The sequence below is a fragment of the Pseudomonas sp. SYWMCR5 genome (genome assembly GCF_057197165.1).
Window position 1 is genome coordinate 813159 of record NZ_JBXUNH010000001.1, and the last position, 19266, is coordinate 832424.

The 19266-nt window shown below is 64.2% G+C and carries 16 protein-coding genes; 6 read left to right on the top strand and 10 right to left on the bottom strand.

The window, feature by feature from the left end:
* Window positions 1-43: 43 nt before the first annotated feature.
* Window positions 44-676 carry a TetR family transcriptional regulator gene (locus AC2CGW_RS03855; protein ID WP_186667278.1) on the bottom strand — a complete coding sequence of 211 codons (633 nt, stop codon included), beginning with the start codon at window positions 674-676 and terminating at the stop codon, window positions 44-46.
* Window positions 677-929: 253 nt separating this feature from the next.
* Between AC2CGW_RS03855 and AC2CGW_RS03860 the strand changes: the two genes are divergently transcribed.
* From AC2CGW_RS03860 to AC2CGW_RS03880, 5 genes are all read left to right on the top strand, one after another.
* A complete protein-coding gene (locus AC2CGW_RS03860; RefSeq protein WP_186667279.1) occupies window positions 930-2084 on the top strand; it encodes an efflux RND transporter periplasmic adaptor subunit in 1155 nt (384 codons plus the stop codon).
* Window positions 2085-2087: 3 nt separating this feature from the next.
* Window positions 2088-5240 carry a multidrug efflux RND transporter permease subunit TtgB gene (gene ttgB, locus AC2CGW_RS03865; protein WP_186667280.1) on the top strand — a complete coding sequence of 1051 codons (3153 nt, stop codon included), beginning with the start codon at window positions 2088-2090 and terminating at the stop codon, window positions 5238-5240.
* Window positions 5237-6682 (top strand): AdeC/AdeK/OprM family multidrug efflux complex outer membrane factor, encoded by a 1446-nt coding sequence (locus tag AC2CGW_RS03870; RefSeq protein ID WP_186667281.1) that lies wholly within the window; start codon window positions 5237-5239, stop codon window positions 6680-6682. The genes ttgB and AC2CGW_RS03870 overlap by 4 nt, the downstream gene beginning before the upstream one ends.
* A gap of 285 nt (window positions 6683-6967) precedes the next feature.
* Window positions 6968-8221 (top strand): OprD family porin, encoded by a 1254-nt coding sequence (locus AC2CGW_RS03875; RefSeq protein WP_484573561.1) that lies wholly within the window; start codon window positions 6968-6970, stop codon window positions 8219-8221.
* A gap of 139 nt (window positions 8222-8360) precedes the next feature.
* Window positions 8361-9344, top strand: coding sequence for a LysR family transcriptional regulator (locus tag AC2CGW_RS03880; RefSeq protein ID WP_484573562.1), 984 nt, complete (start codon window positions 8361-8363; stop codon window positions 9342-9344).
* Here the strand turns inward: AC2CGW_RS03880 and AC2CGW_RS03885 are convergent.
* Window positions 9244-9939, bottom strand: coding sequence for a Crp/Fnr family transcriptional regulator (locus tag AC2CGW_RS03885; protein WP_186667284.1), 696 nt, complete (start codon window positions 9937-9939; stop codon window positions 9244-9246). The two genes, AC2CGW_RS03880 and AC2CGW_RS03885, sit on opposite strands and share 101 nt — an antisense overlap.
* Window positions 9940-10031: 92 nt before the next feature.
* On the opposite strand from AC2CGW_RS03885, the gene AC2CGW_RS03890 reads away from it, so the two are divergent.
* Entirely contained in the window at window positions 10032-10556 is a 525-nt protein-coding gene (locus AC2CGW_RS03890) for an Mpo1 family 2-hydroxy fatty acid dioxygenase (protein WP_186718814.1), read from the top strand.
* A gap of 115 nt (window positions 10557-10671) precedes the next feature.
* On the opposite strand, the gene pcaC is transcribed toward AC2CGW_RS03890, so the two are convergent.
* The 8 genes from pcaC to pcaK all read right to left on the bottom strand — a co-directional run bounded on the left by pcaC (window position 10672) and on the right by pcaK (window position 19204).
* Entirely contained in the window at window positions 10672-11064 is a 393-nt protein-coding gene (pcaC, locus tag AC2CGW_RS03895; protein ID WP_112899050.1) for a 4-carboxymuconolactone decarboxylase, read from the bottom strand.
* Between the two features lie 10 nt (window positions 11065-11074).
* Complete coding sequence (gene pcaD, locus AC2CGW_RS03900) at window positions 11075-11866, bottom strand: 3-oxoadipate enol-lactonase (RefSeq protein ID WP_288374722.1); 792 nt, start codon at window positions 11864-11866, stop codon at window positions 11075-11077.
* Between the two features lie 11 nt (window positions 11867-11877).
* Window positions 11878-13230 (bottom strand): 3-carboxy-cis,cis-muconate cycloisomerase, encoded by a 1353-nt coding sequence (locus tag AC2CGW_RS03905; protein ID WP_186718809.1) that lies wholly within the window; start codon window positions 13228-13230, stop codon window positions 11878-11880.
* 9 nt (window positions 13231-13239) lie between these two features.
* On the bottom strand, window positions 13240-14529 hold the full coding sequence (locus AC2CGW_RS03910; RefSeq protein WP_186711881.1) for an MFS family transporter: 1290 nt from the start codon (window positions 14527-14529) through the stop codon (window positions 13240-13242).
* A 173-nt stretch (window positions 14530-14702) separates the two neighbouring features.
* Window positions 14703-15908 (bottom strand): 3-oxoadipyl-CoA thiolase, encoded by a 1206-nt coding sequence (gene pcaF / locus AC2CGW_RS03915; RefSeq protein ID WP_484573685.1) that lies wholly within the window; start codon window positions 15906-15908, stop codon window positions 14703-14705.
* On the bottom strand, window positions 15905-16684 hold the full coding sequence (locus tag AC2CGW_RS03920; RefSeq protein ID WP_186667289.1) for a CoA-transferase subunit beta: 780 nt from the start codon (window positions 16682-16684) through the stop codon (window positions 15905-15907). Before AC2CGW_RS03920 ends, pcaF begins: the two co-directional genes overlap by 4 nt.
* A complete protein-coding gene (locus AC2CGW_RS03925; RefSeq protein ID WP_186667290.1) occupies window positions 16681-17529 on the bottom strand; it encodes a CoA transferase subunit A in 849 nt (282 codons plus the stop codon). The genes AC2CGW_RS03920 and AC2CGW_RS03925 overlap by 4 nt, the downstream gene beginning before the upstream one ends.
* Before the next feature lie 328 nt (window positions 17530-17857).
* A complete protein-coding gene (pcaK, locus tag AC2CGW_RS03930) occupies window positions 17858-19204 on the bottom strand; it encodes a 4-hydroxybenzoate transporter PcaK (RefSeq protein ID WP_063545964.1) in 1347 nt (448 codons plus the stop codon).
* Window positions 19205-19266 lie beyond the last annotated feature (62 nt).

Below are 19266 nucleotides of genomic sequence, written 5' to 3' on the forward strand. Positions count from 1 at the left end.
TAATCCGGCCGGGAAAGACTTCCTCACAATCCTTAACAAAGTGTCATTTGCGCAGGGCCGGGCTCAAGCGCAGCATATCCAACCCTGTGTCGACCCATTTTTCCGCATCGCGCAGCAGGTCGAAGCTGTCCGGCAGCAGCAGCCAGCGCCCGATCAGGCCGTCGACATAGGCGAACATGGCGATGGCCGCACGCTCGACATCCAGGTCGGCGGGCAACTGGCCACGGCGTACTGCATTGGCCAGGGCACGGGAAATGCCCTCGTGGCATTCGACGATGGCGCCTTGTCGCTGCTGGCGGATCTCACACATCTCATCGGTGAACTCGCACTTATGATGCAGGATTTCATTGATACGCCGGGTCCTGGCGTCCAGTACCAGCTCATTGAGCACTTGCAACAGCAGCTTGCGCATGCAGCCGAGCGGGTCGAGTTCGTCCTCGCTTTCGCTGGCACGCGCGAGGTGGTCATGGGTCTCGTGCAAACTGTCGAGCAGCGCCTGGACCAACTCGGCCTTGTTACTAAAATGCCAGTAGATCGCACCACGGGTGACCCCCGCGATCTCGGCGATATCGGCCAAGGTGGTTCGCGCAACTCCGCGCTTGTAGAAAGCCTTTTCCGCCGCCTCGATGATCTGGGCGCGGGTTTCCTGGGCTTCCTCTTTGGTTCGACGGACCATGGCAGCTCAACCTCATCTGAGCCCGGCACAAGATCGCACGGGCTTTAATCCGGGTTCACCTCTGCAGGGCGGCTCCCGGGTGCATTAATCACGTTTTGCGGTAGTAGCCTGGTACCACCACGCGGTATTTACAAACAACCATGAATGTAAGTATATTCGTTAGTAAGCTACTAATCCACCGGATAGCGATTTTTCTTAAAAGACTCTTCCACTATTCTTGAGCTCCCCCTGCTCCTGCGACCCGAGGATCCTCATGCAATTCAAGCCAGCCGTTACCGCCCTGGTTTCCGCCGTCGCCCTGGCAACCCTGCTCAGTGGCTGCAAGAAAGAAGAAGCCGCGCCCGCAGCGCAGGCTCCTCTGGTCGGCGTCGTCACCCTGCAGCCGCAGGCCTTCACCCTGACCTCGGAACTGCCGGGGCGCACCAGCGCCTACCGCATCGCCGAAGTCCGGCCACAGGTCAACGGCATCATTCTCAAGCGCCTGTTCAAGGAAGGCAGCGACGTCAAGGAAGGGCAGCAGCTCTACCAGATCGACCCTGCCGTCTACGAGGCCAACCTGGCCAACGCCCAGGCCAACCTGCAGGCCACCCGATCGCTGGCCGAGCGCTACAAGCAACTGATCGACGAGCAAGCCGTCTCCAAGCAGGAATACGACGACGCCAATGCCAAACGATTGCAGGCCGAGGCATCGCTCAAGAGCGCGCAGATCGACCTGCGCTACACCAAGGTGCTGGCACCGATCAGCGGTCGTATCGGTCGCTCCTCGGTCACCGAAGGCGCGCTGGTGAGCAACGGCCAGACCAATGCCATGGCAACCATCCAGCAGCTCGACCCGATCTACGTCGACGTGACCCAGTCCACCGCCGAGCTGCTCAAGCTGCGCCGTGACCTGGAAAGCGGCAAGTTGCAGAAGGCCGGCGACAACGCTGCGAAGGTCCAGTTGGTCCTCGAAGACGGCAGCAAGTTCGCCGGCGAAGGTCGCCTGGAGTTTTCCGAAGTCTCGGTCGACGAGACCACCGGTTCCGTGACCCTGCGCGCCGTCTTCCCCAACCCCGACCACACCCTGCTGCCCGGCATGTTCGTGCATGCCCGCCTGCAGGCAGGGGTCAATGCCAACGCCATCCTCGCCCCGCAACAAGGTGTGACCCGCGACCTCAAGGGCGCGCCCACGGCACTGGTGGTGAACAAGGATAACAAGGTGGAACTGCGTCAGCTCAAGGCCAGCCGCACGCTGGGCAACGAGTGGCTGGTCGAGGAAGGCCTCAACGCGGGCGACCGCCTGATCACCGAAGGGCTGCAATATGTGCGCCCGGGTGCCGAGGTAAAGGTCAGCGAAGCCACCAACGTCAAGAAGCCGGCCAGCCCTGAACAGGCCAGCGCAGCGAAAGCAGACGCCAAAGCGGAGTAAACCATGTCGAAGTTCTTTATCGATCGCCCGATCTTCGCCTGGGTGATCGCCTTGGTGATCATGCTGGTCGGGGCCTTGTCGATCCTGAAGCTGCCGATCAACCAGTACCCAAGCATTGCGCCGCCGGCCATCGCCATTGCCGTCACCTACCCGGGTGCCTCCGCGCAGACCGTGCAGGACACCGTGGTGCAGGTCATCGAGCAGCAGCTCAATGGTATCGACAACCTGCGTTATGTATCGTCGGAAAGCAACTCCGACGGCAGCATGACCATCACTGCGACCTTCGAGCAGGGCACCAACGCCGACACGGCGCAGGTCCAGGTGCAGAACAAGCTCAACCTGGCCACCCCGCTGCTTCCACAGGAAGTACAGCAGCAAGGTATTCGCGTCACCAAAGCCGTGAAGAACTTCCTGCTGGTGATCGGCCTGGTCTCCGAAGATGGCAGCATGACCAAGGACGACCTGGCCAACTACATCGTCTCCAACATGCAGGACCCGATCTCGCGTACCGCAGGTGTCGGTGACTTCCAGGTGTTCGGTGCCCAGTACGCCATGCGTATCTGGCTCGACCCGGCCAAGCTCAACAAGTACCAGTTGACCCCGGTCGATGTGCGTACCGCAGTCACCGCGCAGAACGTGCAGGTCTCCTCCGGCCAGCTCGGTGGCCTGCCCGCCATGCCGGGTACCCAACTCAACGCCACCATCATCGGCAAGACCCGCCTGCAGACCGCCGAGCAATTCGAGAAGATCCTGCTCAAGGTCAACAACGATGGCTCGCAGGTACGCCTGCGCGACGTCGCCAAGGTCGGCCTGGGTGGCGAGAACTACGCGGTCAGCGCGCAGTTCAACGGCAAGCCGGCATCGGGCCTGGCGGTCAAGCTGGCGACCGGTGCCAACGCCCTGGATACCGCCAAGGCGCTGCGCAAGACCATCAGCGACCTGGAACCGTTCTTCCCGCCGGGCGTGAAAGCGGTGTTCCCGTATGACACCACGCCGGTCGTCACCGAATCGATCAGCGGAGTGATCCACACCCTGATCGAGGCCGTGGTCCTGGTGTTCCTGGTGATGTACCTGTTCCTGCAGAACTTCCGCGCCACCATCATCACCACCATGACCGTTCCGGTGGTGTTGCTGGGTACCTTCGGCATCCTTGCCGCAGCGGGTTTCAGCATCAACACCCTGACCATGTTCGCCATGGTCCTGGCCATCGGCCTGTTGGTGGACGACGCCATCGTCGTGGTGGAGAACGTCGAGCGGGTCATGTCCGAGGAAGGACTACCGCCCAAGGAAGCCACCAAGCGCTCGATGGAGCAGATTCAGGGCGCGCTGGTCGGTATCGCCCTGGTGCTGTCGGCGGTACTGCTGCCAATGGCCTTCTTCGGCGGCTCCACCGGCGTGATCTACCGCCAGTTCTCCATCACCATCGTCTCGGCCATGGGCCTGTCGGTACTGGTAGCGCTGATCTTCACCCCGGCCCTTTGCGCGACCATGCTCAAGCCCTTGAAGAAGGGCGAGCACCACACGGCCAAGGGCGGCTTCTTCGGCTGGTTCAACCGTAACTTCGACCGCAGCGTAAAGGGCTACGAGCGCAGTGTCGGCACCATCCTGCGCAACAAGATCCCGTTCCTGCTGGCCTATGCGCTGATCGTGGTGGGCATGATCTGGCTGTTCAGTCGCATCCCCACCGCGTTCCTGCCTGAAGAAGACCAGGGCGTACTCTTCGCCCAGGTGCAGACCCCGGCCGGTTCCAGTGCCGAACGCACCCAGGTGGTCGTCGACAAGATGCGCGAATACCTTCTCAAGGACGAAGCCGACACCGTGTCGTCGGTGTTCACCGTGACCGGTTTCAACTTCGCCGGTCGTGGCCAGAGCTCGGGCATGGCGTTCATCATGCTCAAACCTTGGGGCGAGCGTTCGGCCGAGAACAGCGTGTTCAATCTCTCGGCCCGCGCCCAGCAGCACTTCTTCAGCTTCCGCGATGCGATGGTGTTCGCCTTCGCACCGCCGGCAGTGCTCGAACTGGGTAACGCCACCGGCTTCGACGTGTTCCTCCAGGACCGTGCCGGCGTCGGCCACGAGAAGCTCATGGAAGCGCGCAACCAGTTCCTGGCCAAGGCCTCGCAGAGCAAGATCCTCTCTGCGGTGCGCCCCAACGGCCTGAACGACGAGCCGCAGTACCAGCTGATCGTCGACGATGAGCGCGCCAGTGCCCTGGGCGTCACCATTGCCGACATCAACAACACCCTGTCGATCGCACTGGGTGGCAGCTACGTCAACGACTTCATCGATCGTGGCCGGGTCAAGAAGGTGTACATCCAGGGCGAATCCAGTGCCCGCATGAGCCCCGAAGACTTGCAGAAGTGGTACGTGCGCAACGGCCAGGGCGAGATGGTGCCGTTCTCCTCCTTCGCCTCCGGTGAATGGACCTACGGCTCGCCGAAGCTGTCGCGTTACAACGGCGTGGAAGCAGTCGAGATCCTCGGTGCCCCGGCGCCGGGCTACAGTACCGGTGAGGCCATGGCCGAGGTCGAACGCATCGTCGGCGAACTGCCGTCGGGCATCGGCTACTCCTGGACCGGCATGTCCTACGAGGAGAAGCTCTCCGGTTCGCAGATGCCGGCGCTGTTCGCCCTTTCGCTGCTGTTCGTGTTCCTCTGCCTGGCAGCGCTGTACGAAAGCTGGTCGATCCCGATCGCCGTCGTGCTGGTGGTGCCGCTGGGTATCATCGGTGCACTGATCGCCACCAGCATGCGCGGGCTGTCGAATGACGTGTACTTCCTCGTCGGCCTGCTGACGACCATCGGCCTGGCGGCGAAAAACGCCATTCTGATCGTCGAGTTCGCCAAAGAGCTGCACGAACAGGGCAAGAGCCTGTTCGATGCGACGATCGAGGCGTGCCGGATGCGTCTGCGCCCGATCATCATGACCTCGCTGGCCTTCATCCTCGGCGTGGTACCGTTGACCATCGCCAGCGGCGCGGGCGCCGGAAGCCAGCACGCGATCGGCACCGGGGTGATCGGCGGCATGATCAGTGCGACTGTGCTGGCGATCTTCTGGGTACCGCTGTTCTTCGTAGCAGTGTCGTCGCTGTTCGGCAGCAAAGAGCCGAAAGCAGACGCCACCCCTGAAACTCCACGTAATGAGGCTGGGCAATGACCAAGTCTTTGTTGTCCCTGGCGGTAACCGCTTTCATTCTCGGCGGCTGCTCGCTGATTCCCGACTACCAGACCCCGGAAGCACCGGTGGCCGCGCAGTGGCCGCAAGGCCCTGCGTACTCGCCGACCCAGTCGGCCGACGTGGCCGCCGCCGAACAGGGCTGGCGCCAGTTCTTCCACGACCCGGCACTGCAGAAACTGATCCAGACCTCGCTGGTCAACAACCGCGACCTGCGGGTCGCCGCGTTGAACATCGACGCCTACCGCGCGCAGTACCGCATCCAGCGCGCCGACCTGTTCCCGGCGGTCTCGGCCACCGGCAGCGGCAGCCGCCAGCGGGTTCCGGCCAACCTGTCGCAGACCGGTGAGGCGAACATCACCAGCCAGTACTCGGCAACGCTGGGTGTCAGCGCGTACGAGCTGGACCTGTTCGGCCGCGTGCGCAGCCTGAGCGAGCAGGCCCTGGAGACCTACCTCTCCAGCGAGCAGGCGCGTCGCTCCACGCAGATCAGCCTGGTGGCCAGCGTGGCCAACGCCTACTACACCTGGCAGGCCGACCAGGCGCTGCTGAAGCTGACCGAAGAAACGCTCAAGACCTACGAGGAAAGCTACAACCTGACCCGCCGCAGCAACGAGGTCGGTGTGGCTTCCGCGCTCGACCTGAGCCAGGCGCGCACCGCCGTCGAAGGCGCGCGGGTCAAGCTGTCGCAGTACCAGCGCCTGGTGGCGCAGGACCTGAACAGCCTCACCGTGCTGCTGGGAACCGGTGTACCGGCCGACCTGCCGGCGCCGCTGAAGCTCGACGCCGACCAGCTGGCCGACGTGCCGGCGGGCCTGCCGTCCGACCTGCTGCAGCGGCGTCCGGACATCCAGGAAGCCGAGCACCTGCTCAAGGCTGCCAACGCCAACATCGGCGCGGCCCGAGCCGCGTTCTTCCCGAGCATCAGCCTGACCGCCAACGCCGGTACCCTGAGCCCGGACATGGGCGGGCTGTTCAAGGGTGGTTCGGGGACCTGGCTGTTCCAGCCGCAGATCAACCTGCCGATCTTCAACGCCGGCAGCCTGCGGGCGAGCCTGGACTACTCGAAGATCCAGAAGGACATCAACGTCGCCAAGTACGAAAAGACCATCCAGACCGCCTTCCAGGAAGTCTCCGATGGCCTGGCCGCGCGCAAGACCTTCGAGGAGCAGTTGCAGGCCCAGCGTGACCTGGTTGCCGCCAACCAGGATTACTACCGTCTGGCCGAGCGTCGCTACCGCATCGGTATCGACAGCAACCTGACCTTCCTCGACGCCCAGCGCAACCTGTTCAGTGCCCAGCAGGCGCTGATCAGTGATCGCCTGTCGCAGCTGACCAGCGAGGTCAACCTGTACAAGGCGCTTGGCGGTGGCTGGTACGAGCAGACCAACCAGCAGGCGTCGGTGGCCACACCGAAAGGCTGATTGGCCTGGCAGCAGCATCGAGCCCACCCTTCGCGGTGGGCTTTTTGTTTGGCGGTGCCGATGATTGCCCGACGATAGGGCCAACACCGCCACCCAATTAACCACCCGGAACATTGCGTTCGATTATCGCCCGCAACCGTTTGCAACGAATTGCCACTCCACCGCCCTTCCGCGCACCATCGCTTGCGCAACGTTGCACAGTTCATCCCAAAAAAAAGCGTCGACCTGCAGGCTCGTACCCTGCAGCGCTCCGACTCGCCCATAAAAACAAGAGATCCACGACAGATGAGCATTCTGCAACCCACCCGCCCGCTGCTGCCGGGCCTGCTGGCCATGTCCTGCGCCCTGCCCGTCCTCGCTGCCGACGGCGGCTTCATGGAAGACGCCAAGGCCACCCTCAACCTGCGCAACTTCTACATCAACCGTAACTTCGTCGACCCGGCCAAGGCCCAGGGCAAGGCCGAGGAATGGACGCAAAGCTTCATCCTCGACGCCCGCTCCGGGTTCACCCAGGGCACCGTCGGCTTTGGCGTCGATGTGCTGGGGCTGTATTCGGTCAAGCTCGATGGCGGCAAGGGGACAGCCGGCACGCAACTGTTGCCGGTGCACGACGATGGCCGTCCCGCCGACGACTTCGGTCGCCTGGGTGTTGCACTCAAGACCAGGATTTCGCAGACCGAACTCAAGATCGGCGAATGGATGCCGGTGCTGCCGATCCTGCGCTCTGACGATGGTCGCTCGCTGCCGCAGACCTTCCGCGGCGGCCAGATCACCTCCAGGGAGATCACCGGGCTGACCCTGTACGCCGGCCAGTTCCGTGGCAACAGCCCACGCAACGACGCGAGCATGGAGGATATGGCGCTGTCCAGCCGCCCGGGCTTCACCTCCGACCGCTTCAACTTTGCCGGCGGCGAGTACAGCTTCAACGACAAGCGCACCCAGGTCGGGGTGTGGGATGCCCAGCTCAAGGATATCTACCGCCAGCAGTACTTCAACCTGGTGCACAGCCAGCCCTTGGGCGACTGGACCCTGGGGGCGAACCTGGGTTACTTCATCGGCAAGGAAGACGGTGCCGAGCGTGCCGGCAAGCTGGACAACCGCACCGCCTCGGCCATGCTTTCGGCGCGCTATCAGGGGCATACGTTCTATGTCGGCCTGCAGAAGGTCAGCGGCGATGACGAGTGGATGCGAGTCAACGGCACCAGCGGCGGCACCCTGGCCAACGACAGCTACAACGCCAGCTTCGAGAATGCCAAGGAACGCTCCTGGCAACTGCGCCACGATTTCAACTTCGCCACCGTCGGCATACCCGGGCTGACCCTGATGAACCGCTACATCAAAGGCGACAACGTGCATGTCGGCAGCATCACCGACGGCAAGGAATGGGCGCGCGAGAGCGAACTGGCGTACGTGATCCAGTCCGGTACGTTCAAGGACCTGTCGGTGAAATGGCGCAACTCCACCATGCGCAGGGACTTCAGCACCAACGCCTTCGACGAGAACAGGCTGATCGTGAGTTATCCGTTCAGCCTGTTGTGAAAGTCCCGGCGCGCTTGGGGGGCGGGCTTGTCCGCCCCTTTTCAAATAACAAAAACAGCTAAATAGCTAACCAAACCATCGTTGACGGAATAAGTAACAAGGTCTAAAACGAGCCCTCTTTACTCCGCAGAATCTCGATATGGACCTTCGCCAACTGCGCTATTTCATCGCCCTCACCGAGTACCGCAGCTTCGTCCACGCTGCCGAAGCCATGGGCATTACCCAGCCCGCGTTCAGCCGCGCCATCCAGGGCCTGGAGCAGGAGTTCGGCTGCGCCCTGGTCGATCGCGGCAACAAGACGCTGCAACCGACACCCGAGGGCCAGGTGGTGCTGCAACATGCACGACGCCTGGTTCAGGGGGCCGCACAACTGAGCAACGACGTGCTGCAGATGACCAAGCTCGACGCCGGCGAGCTGCATTTCGGCAGCGGCCCGGCCCTGGCCGCAAGGCTGGTGCCCGACGCCCTGCAGCAGTTCATCACCCGGCATCCGGGGATCCGCACCGAGCTGCAGGTGGACAACGCCGAACGCCTGGGCCAGGCCCTGCGCCGCGAGCAGATCGAGTTCTTCGTCGACGATATCCGCCCCTTCGAGGCCGACCCCAACTTCCATACTGAGCCGCTCAACCCGCGCCCCGGCCTATTCTTCTGCCGCCCCGGCCATCCGCTGTTGGCCAAGGACAGCCTGTCGACCAACGACCTGTTCGCCTACCCCCTGGCCAGCGCCCTGCTCACCCCCGGTGTACGCAAGCGCCTGGCCAACCTCAGCGGACGCAGCGACTTCATCCCGCACCTGCAGACCGAACACCTGGCCGTGCTGCGCAGCGTGGTGCTGGCCAGCGATACCCTCGGCAGCGCCAGCGAGGAAGCCGTGGCCGAGGACCTGGCCGCCGGGCGCCTGGTACGCCTGCACTGGCGCAACCTGCCGCCGGGGCTGGAAGTGCTGAGCGTGCGTTGCGGGGTGATCAGCCGCAGCGGCTATCGCCTGTCACCGGCAGCACGGGCGATGATCGATACCCTGGTCAGCCTGGATGCGCAGCCATCTCCCGCAACCTCGGCGCATCGAGGATCAGCACTTCGCCATAGCCCAGTTGCACCACCCCCGCCTGCTCCAGCGCCTTGAGGATCTGGTTGATGGTCTGGCGCGACAGCGACAGCATCAGCGCCAGTTGCTCCTGCGACAACTGCAGGCGCCATTGGGCAACATCGCGCTCGCCATAGCCTTCGGCGATCTGCAACAGCCGATGGGCCACACGCGGCCCCGCGGCCAGCAGGTGCTGCTGCTCAAGCGCAACGAACACCCAGCGCAGCTTGTGGCTCATCAGCAAGGCCAGGTCGCGCCAGTGCTGCGGATGCTGCGCCAACCAGTCGAGCAGCGCTGCCTGAGGTATCCACAACAGCTGCGTGACACCTTCGGCAAAGGCATCGTGGGTACGCGGCTGGCCGTCGAACAGGCTGATCTCGCCGAACCAGTAAGGCGGCTCGACCAGCGTCAGCAGCGCTTCCTTGCCGTCACGGCTGACCGCGCCGACGCGCATGGCGCCCTCCAGCACCGCATACAGACCGCAGGGCGGGTCACCACGCTGGAACAGGCACTGTCCGGCCGCCAGCTCACGCGAACGCGCCAGTGCCAGCAGGCTATCCTGAACCTGAGCGGGCAACTGCCGAAACCACTGGCCGTGGCTCAACTGCGCACGCCAGGCTTGGGGGTTGTCCATGACACCTCTTCTGAACGGACTCTGTCGGCCAGGCGACAGACGACGGCGGATGAACGGGGCAAGCTGTCGCTACCCCTGATGGAGGAACAACAATGAAAAACCTCGTCGAACACCTGAGTCAATACGCGGCCTATCATCGCGACCCGCGCAACATCGCCACGCACTTCGTCGGCATTCCACTGATCGTGCTGGCGGTAAGCATCCTGCTGTCACGACCCGGCTGGCCTGTTGCCGGGGTCTGGCTGTCGCCGGCGCTGCTGGTGGCGGCGGCGTCGGTATGGTTCTACCTGCGCCTGGACCTGCGCTTCGGGCTGGTCATGGGCATATTGCTGGGGCTGTGCCTGTGGGCAGGCGAATGGCTGGCGCTGCAAAGCACAGGGCTGTGGCTGAGTGCCGGGCTCGGGGCCTTCGTGCTGGGCTGGATCATCCAGTTCGTCGGGCATGCCTACGAGGGCCGCAAGCCCGCCTTCGTCGACGATGTCAGCGGCTTGATCATCGGGCCACTGTTCGTGGTTGCAGAACTGGCGTTCATGCTTGGGCTGTGTGCCGGGCTGAGGCAGGCCGTGGAGGCCAATGCCGGACCTGTGGCGGTGCGCGGGAAGAAGGCGGCTGTGTAGACGCTGGAACAGTGCTGAATGTTTCGCGGGCAAGTCGCAGCGGCGAACCGCCGCTCCCACAGGTACAGCTGTGGGGGCGGGCTTGCCCGCGAAACATTCAGCGCCGATCTATGGCCTAGGCACGCGACTCGACCCCAAGCTCATCCCACACCGACTCGGCCAGGTGGAAGGTCGCATTGGCCGCCGGGATCCCGCAGTAGATCGCGCTCTGCATGATCACTTCCTTGATCTCTTCGCGGGTCACGCCATTGTTGGCCGCCGCGCGCAGGTGCAACTTGAGTTCCTCGTTGCGGTTCATGCCGATCAGCATGGCAATGGTGATCAGGCTGCGGGTGTGGCGTGGCAACCCCGGGCGGGTCCAGATATCGCCCCAGGCGTGGCGGGTGATCATCTCCTGGAACTCGCCATTGAAGTCGTTGAGTTTCTCCAGGCTGCGGTCCACATGGGCATCGCCCAGCACCGCGCGACGCACCTGCATGCCAGCGTCGTAACGTTGTTTCTCATCCATGGCGTAGTCCTCAGCGAGCCATCAGGAAATCGAGCACGCGACGGCTGAACGGCTCGCCGACCTCGACGTTGGACAAGTGCGCAGCCTGGAAGCCTTGGTACTCGGCGCCTGCCACATGCTCCTGAATGTACAGGCCACCCGAGGGCGGCGTCACCGCGTCGGCCTCCCCGGAAATCACCAGCAGCGGCGCAGTGATCGCACCCAGCTGATCGCGGAAATCGGCATCGCGCACCGCGCCGCAATTGGCGGCGTAGCCCTGTGGCGAGGTGGTCGCGAGCATGTCGGTGATACGCTGGACCTGATCCGCGTGCACGCTCGACCACGCTGGGGTGAACCAGCGCTCGATGGACGCATCGCGCAACCCACGCATGGCCTCGGCACCGTCGCGCAAGACCATTTCGATACGCGGATTCCAGGTTTCAGGCGAGCCGATCTTCGCCGCCGTGTTGCATACCACCAGACGCTGCAAGCGCTCGCCAGCATTGATGCCCAGCCACTGGCCGATCAGGCCGCCCATCGACAGCCCGCAGAAATGCGCGCGCTCGATCTGCAGGGCATCCAGCAGCGCCAGCACATCACGCCCCAGTTGTTCGATGCTGTACGGCCCTTCGGTCACCAGCGAATCGCCATGGCCACGCGTGTCGTAGCGCAGTACTCGAAAGTGTTCGGTCCACAGCGGCATCTGGGTATCCCACATGTGCAGATTGGTGCCCAGCGAGTTGGACAGCACCAGCACCGGGGCGTGCTCGGGGCCTTCGAGTTGGTAGTTCAATACGCCATCGGCCAGTTGCAAATGCGCCACAGCGGTCTCCTTCAGGCAGTGAAGCGTTGATGTTCGGCCACGGCGCGCGCCACCCAGACGCGGGCCTGGCCGAGGTAATGGGCAGGATCGAGCAACTGGTCGAGCGCTTCGCCAGACAGTTGCTCGGTGACCTGTGGCTCGTCACCGAGCACGGCACGCAGGTGGCGCTGTTCGGCCACCGCGCGCTGACAGCATTGCTCAAGCAGGTGATGGGCCTTGTCGCGCCCCAGGCGCTGGGCCAATACGATGCTCACCGCTTCGGCCAGCACCAGGCCTTGGGTGAGCTCGAGGTTGCGGCGCATGCGCTCGGCGTCCACCTCCATGCCCTCGGCGATCAGTTGTGCCTGGCGCAGGGCGCCGGAAACCAGGCAGCAGATGTCTGGCAAGGTCTCCCATTCGGCATGCCACAGGCCCAGGCTACGCTCGTGCTCCTGGGGCATGGCGGCGAACAACGTCGACAGCAGCCCCGGCACGCGGGTCGCGGCGCCGATCAGCACCGCCGCCCCCACCGGATTGCGCTTGTGCGGCATGGTCGAAGAGCCGCCCTTCCCCGGCGCAGCAGGCTCGAACACCTCGCCAGCCTCGGTCTGCATCAGCAGGCTGATATCGCGGCCGAACTTGCCCAGGCTGCCGGCGATCAGGCCCAGCACCGAGGCGAACTCCACCAGGCGGTCACGCTGGGTGTGCCAGGGCTGCTCAGGCAATGCGAGGCCAAGTTGCGCCGCCAGCGCCTCGGCCACCGGCAATGCCTTGCTGCCCAGCGCTGCCAAGCTGCCCGACGCACCACCGAACTGCAGGCACAGCAAACGCGGGCGCAGCTCCTGCAAGCGCTGGCGGTGACGGGTCAACGCCCCGAGCACACCGGCCAACTTCATGCCGAGGGTCACAGGCGTGGCGTGCTGCAGCCAGGTGCGCCCCACCAGCGGCGTGTCGGCATGCAGCAGAGCCTGGCGCGCCAGGCTGTCGGCGAGCTTTCCAAGGTCGGCCTCGATCAACGCCAGTGCATCACGCAGTTGCAGAACCAGGCCAGTGTCCATCGCATCCTGGCTGGTAGCGCCCAGGTGCACATAACGCTCGGCCTCAGGCACGCCACTGGCGACCACCTTGCCCAATGCCTTGACCAGCGGGATCGCCGAATTGCCAGCCACTGCAATGGCCTGCGCCAGCGCTTGCACGTCATAGCGCTCGGCCTTGCACGCCGCCTCGATGGCCACCACCGCACTGTGCGGCACCAGCCCCGCGTCGGCCTCGGCGTGCGCCAGGGCCGCCTCGAAGTCGAGCATGCCCTGCAGGCGGCCGCGGTCGCTGAACACCTCGCGCATGGCCGGGGCGGTGAAGTAGGCGTCGAACAGTTGGTTGCTCATGCAACGTCCTTAGTGGTCATGGTGCAGGTACGCCGCCTGCTTGGGCAGGCGCAGGCTGAACAGAAAGGCCACCGCCATCATGGCGGTCACGTACCAGTAGAAAGTGTTCTCCATCCCCAGCGTCTTCAAGCCCAGGGCGACGTATTCGGCCGAACCGCCGAAGACCGCGTTGGCCACGGCATAGGCCAGGCCCACACCCAAGGCACGGACCTGAGGTGGGAACATCTCGGCCTTCACCAGGCCGCTGATGGAGGTATAGAAACTGACGATGCACAGCGCCAGGGTCACCAGCACGAAGGCCATGAACGGGCTGGTCACGGTCTTCAGCGCCATCAGCAGCGGCACGGTGAACAGAGTGCCCAGCGCGCCGAACAACAGCATCGAGTTACGTCGGCCGATACGGTCGGACAACATGCCGAACAGCGGCTGCAGGATCATGAACAGAAACAGCGCGCCAGTCATCACGAAGCTGGCACTCTTGGCGTTCATGCCGGCCGTGTTGACCAGGTACTTCTGCATGTAGGTGGTGAAGGTGTAGAAGATCAACGAACCGCCAGCGGTGTAGCCCAGCACCGTGATGAAGGCTGCGGCGTGGTTGCGGAACAGGCCACTGATGCTGCCGGCATCTTTATCCTGGCGAGTTTCGGCATTGCTGGTCTCTTTCAGCGATCGGCGCAGCATCAGCGAAATCAGCGCGGCGACGGCGCCGACCACGAACGGAATGCGCCAACCCCAGGCGCGCAGTTCTTCTTCGGTGAGCAGTTGCTGCAGGATCACCACCACCAGCACCGCCAGCAACTGGCCGCCGATCAGGGTGACGTACTGGAACGAGGCGAAGAATCCACGCTGGCCACGCAAGGCCACCTCGCTCATGTAGGTCGCAGTGGTGCCGTACTCACCGCCGACCGACAAGCCCTGGACCAGCCGCGCAAACAGCAGCAGTGCCGGCGCCCAGGTGCCGATGCTCGAATAGGTCGGCAGGCAGGCAATCAGCAACGAGCCTGCGCACATCATCAATACCGAGATCATCAACGAATTCTTGCGACCGTGACGGTCGGCCAGGCGGCCGAAAATCCAGCCGCCGATGGGGCGCATCAGAAAGCCTGCGGCGAACACACCAGCCGTGTTGAGCAGTTGCACGGTAGGGTCGTCGGAGGGAAAGAACGCCGGGGCGAAATAGATGGCGCAGAAGGCATAGACATAAAAGTCGAACCACTCCACCAGGTTGCCGGAAGAAGCCCCGACGATGGCAAAGATACGGCTTTTGCGCTCTTCGCCCGTGTAATGGATTGCGGTCATGGCGTGCTTACTCCTCGAAGGTTACCGTGAATTCTAGACATACCCGGTAACACTCTCGTTCCGCTTGGGGTCTGGCCATTAGCCTTTTGTCTTGCAGGTCCGGCCTCTTCGCGGGCAAGCCCGCTCCCACAGGATGGCGTGAGCGGGCTTGCCCGCGAAGAGGCCGGCACAGGTCAAACCCGTTCGATGGCCAGCGCCAACCCCTGCCCCACGCCGACACACATGGTCGCCAGGCCCTTGCGCCCGCCGCTCTTCTCCAGCTGGTGAAGCGCGGTCAGCACCAGCCGCGCGCCGCTCATGCCCAGGGGATGCCCCAGGGCAATTGCTCCGCCGTTCGGGTTCACCTGCGGTGCATCGTCCGCCACGCCCAGCTCGCGCAGAACCGCCAGACCCTGGCTGGCAAAGGCTTCGTTGAGTTCGATCACATCGAAATCAGCCACGGCGATACCCAGGCGCTCGGTCAGCTTGCGCACCGCGGGCACCGGGCCAATGCCCATCACCCGCGGCGCCACGCCGGCACTGGCCATCCCCAGGACACGGGCACGTGGGGTCAGGCCGTGTTTCTTCACGGCATCGGCCGAGGCCAGGATCAGCGCCGCCGCGCCATCGTTCACCCCCGACGCATTGCCAGCGGTGACGGTCTTGTCCGCGCCATTGACCGGCTTGAGCCTGGCCAGCGCTTCCAGGGTGGTGTCCGGGCGCAGGTGTTCATCCTGCTCGACCAGGGTTTCGCCCTTCTTGTGGACAATGCGCACCGGCACGATCTCTTCGGCGAAGAAACCTGCTGCCTGGGCAGCGGCGGCCTTCTGCTGGCTGCGCAGGGCGAAGGCGTCCTGGTCGGCACGCGAGACCTGGTGATCGTCGGCAACGTTGTCGGCGGTCTCAGGCATGGCATCGACACCGTACTGGGCCTTCATCAACGGGTTGATGAAGCGCCAGCCGATGGTGGTGTCTTCAAGCTTCATGTTGCGCGAATAGCCTCTCTCGGCCTTGCCCATCACGAACGGCGCCCGCGACATCGACTCGACGCCACCGGCGATGGCCAGCTCCATCTCGCCACTGGCGATGGCGCGAAACGCCGTGCCGACCGCATCCATGCCCGAGGCGCAGAGGCGGTTGAGGGTCACGCCGGGAATGCTCTCGGGCAGGCCCGCCAGCAGCAGCGCCATGCGCGCGACGTTGCGGTTATCCTCACCGGCCTGGTTGGCACAGCCGAGAATCACTTCGTCGAGCTGATCCCAGCGAACCTGCGGGTTGCGCTCGACCAGCGCCTTGATTGGCACCGCCGCCAGGTCGTCGGCACGCACACCGGCCAAGGCGCCGCCGAAACGGCCAATCGGGGTGCGGATGGCGTCGCAGATGAATACGTCACGCATCAGGCTTCTCCTGCGCTCTGGCCATGGGCTGCCGCAGTACGGGCTTCAAGATCACGCAGGGCGGCCAATTCCGTCTCGCTCGGCTCGGCAGTGACCTGCACGTCATCGGCAAAACGAATCGCCCAGCCGGTGGCGGCGACGATCTGTTCGCGGGTCACGCCCGGGTGGATGGAGGTCACCACGAATTCGTGGGTGCCGGCTTCCGGCTCCATGATGCACAGGTCGGTGATGATGCCCACCGGCCCCTCGCCGGGCAGGCCCAGGCGCTTGCGCGAATCGCCGCCCTCGCCGTGCCCGACCGAAGTGATGAAGTCGAGCTTGTCGACGAAAGCGCGCGGCGACTGCTTGAGGATGATCAGCACCTGCTTGGCGGAGCCTGCGATCTCTGGCGCACCGCCGGCACCCGGCAGGCGGGTCTTGGGCGCGTGGTAGTCACCGACCACGGTGGTGTTGATGTTGCCGAAGCGGTCGACCTGGGCGGCACCGAGGAAGCCTACGTCGATACGGCCGCCCTGCAGCCAGTAGCGGAAGATCTCGCCGGTCGGCACCACGGTGTCAGCGGTCTCGGCCAGCTCGCCATCGCCGATCGACAGCGGCAGCACACTCGGTTTGGCACCGATCGGACCAGACTCATAGATCAGCACCACATCGGGCGACGAGGTCAGGCGCGCCAGGTTGGCGGCCTTGGACGGCAGGCCGATCCCCACGAAGCAGACGGCGCCGTTACGCAGGCGACGGGCCGCGGCCACGGTCATCATTTCGGAGGTGGAGTAGCTCATTGTGCAGCCTCCAGCTTGCGCTTGAATTCGGTGAAGTCGGTGGTGCCGCGAATGTAGGTGTCGATCCAGGCAGTGAAGGATTCACGGTTGCGCGCGATCGGGTCCCAGGCCTGGTAGAAGCGGTTGTCACGCTCGTAGTAGCCATGGGCGTAGGACGGATGCGCACCGCCCGGCACCAAGCACACCGCGCTGAGCGCCCAGGTCGGCAGTACGCAGGCATTCATCGGCGCTTGCAGGTCGTCGACGATTTCCTCCACGGTGACGATGCAGCGCTTGGCGGCCAGGGCCGCTTCCTTCTGCACCCCGAGGATGCCCCACAGCAGCACGTTGCCCTTGCGGTCGGCTTTCTGTGCGTGGATCACGGTGACGTCCGGGCGAACCGAAGGCACGGCAGCCAGCACTTCGCCCGTGAACGGGCAAGTGACCGACTTGATCAGCGGGTTGACCTTGGGCAGGTCGGAGCCTGCGTAGGCACGCAGTACCGCGAACGGCAGGCCGGAGGCGCCGGCAACGTAGGCGTTGGCCAGGTCAGCGTGGCTGTGTTCTTCGATCTCGATCGCGTGCGGCCACTGTTTCTCTACCGCATCGCGCAGGCGATGCAGCGAGCCGACCCCCGGATTGCCGCCCCACGAGAAGATCAGCTTGCGCGCACAACCGGCACCGATCAGTTGGTCGTAGATCAGGTCCGGAGTCATGCGCACCAGCGTGAGGTCGCGCTTGCCCTGGCGGATGATTTCGTGACCGGCGGCGGTCGGAATCAGGTGGGTGAAACCTTCGAGGGCAACGCTGTCGCCGTCGTGGACGAACTGCTTCACGGCATCATGAAGCGAGAGGATTGCTGCCATTGGAGACTCCTGGTCAGGCTGAGTCGGGTTTGAGTGCAGCGTCGCTGCGATGGGCTCAGATTAAGGAGACCGGGGGTGGAGAAACAATCCGATAATCGACCTTTTGTGCGGTTATCGAACGGTTTGAATGAGGGATCGCTGATAACTGGCGGTGACCTTTTCGCGGGCAAGCCCGCTCCCACCAGGGAGCAACTGTCTTGCTCAAACCTAAAGGCCAGCCCAATCCCTGGACTGCCCCCAAGGGTTGGATTTGTGTCCAACTTCTTGGGGGGCAGTCCACCCCTGTGGGAGCGGGCTTGCCCGCGAAAAGGTCACCACCCATGCTCGATCAGGTGGCGTCAGCGTGACTCACCAAGCCTTTGACGATCACCCCGACGGTCGCCAGCGCCGCCGGCACCAGGAGCGCAGTCAGCACCTGCTCGAAGGTCCAGCCCAGCCCCAGCAGCGTCGCCCCGCTCCAGGCCCCGAGAATCGCGCCGAAACGGCCGATGCCGAGCATCCACGACACCCCTGTCGCACGGCCCTGGGTCGGATAGAAGCGCGCCGCCAGCGACGGCATCGCCGACTGCGCCCCGTTCACGCACATCCCCGCGACCAGCACCAGAATGGCCAGCAGGGTGATGTTGCCCAGGCTTTGACCCACCGCGTAGGCAAACACCCCGGCCAGCAGGTAGAAGATGCCGATGACCTTGTGTGGATTGAAGCGGTCCATCGCCCAGCCTACCGCCACGGCGCTGAGTACGCCGCCGAACTGGAACAGCGCACCGATGAAGGCCGCCGTTTCAAGGCTGGCGCCACTGTCGCGCATCAGCGTCGGCAACCAACTGGTCAGCAGGTAGACGATCACCAGCCCCATGAAATAGGTCAACCACAGCAACACAGTGCCCAGGCCGTAGGTGCCGGAGAAGATGACCGCGAAGACATTGCGCGCAGCCACGGCTTTCTGCTCCGGTACGCTGAAGCTCGCGGCCTGGGCTACCACAGCCGGAGCGATCGGAGCGAGCGTCTTGCGCACCTTGTCGGTGCCGCGATTGCGCACTACCAGAAAACGCGCCGACTCTGGCAACCACACCAGCAACACTACCGCCAGCAGCAACGGCAGCACGCCGCCCAGCACCAGCAGACTGTGCCAGCCGTAGGCCGGGATCAGCTTGGCAGAGATGAAGCCACCGCCGGCCATGCCCAGGTTGAAGCCACAGAACATGCTGGTCACCAGCAGCGACTTCAAACGCTCCGGGGTGTATTCAGACAGCAGGGTCGTGGCATTGGGCATGCCAGCTCCCAGGCCAAGGCCGGTCAGGAAGCGCAGCACCAGTAGTTGATCGACATTGCTGGCGTACGCCGACGCCAGGCTGAAGCCGCCGAACACCAGTACCGCGCCGACCAGTACACCTTTGCGACCGAAGCGGTCGGCCAGCGGCCCGGAACCCAGGGCGCCGAAGACCATGCCGATCAGCGCGGCGCTCATCACCGGGCCGAGGCTGGCGCGGTCGATGCCCCACTCCTGGGACAGCGCCGGAGCGATGAACCCCATCGCTGCGGTGTCCAGGCCATCGAGGAAGACAATCAGGAAGCACAGGATCACCACCCGCCATTGATAGCGGGACAGCGGCTGGTCGTTGATGAACGACTGTACATCGAGGCAATTGCCGACAGCAGTTTGCGGTTTGTTCATTGTTGTTATCCAGAAGATGGGCGCGGGTACACCGCTGCGACAAGTAAGGCGCAGGGCTGGAG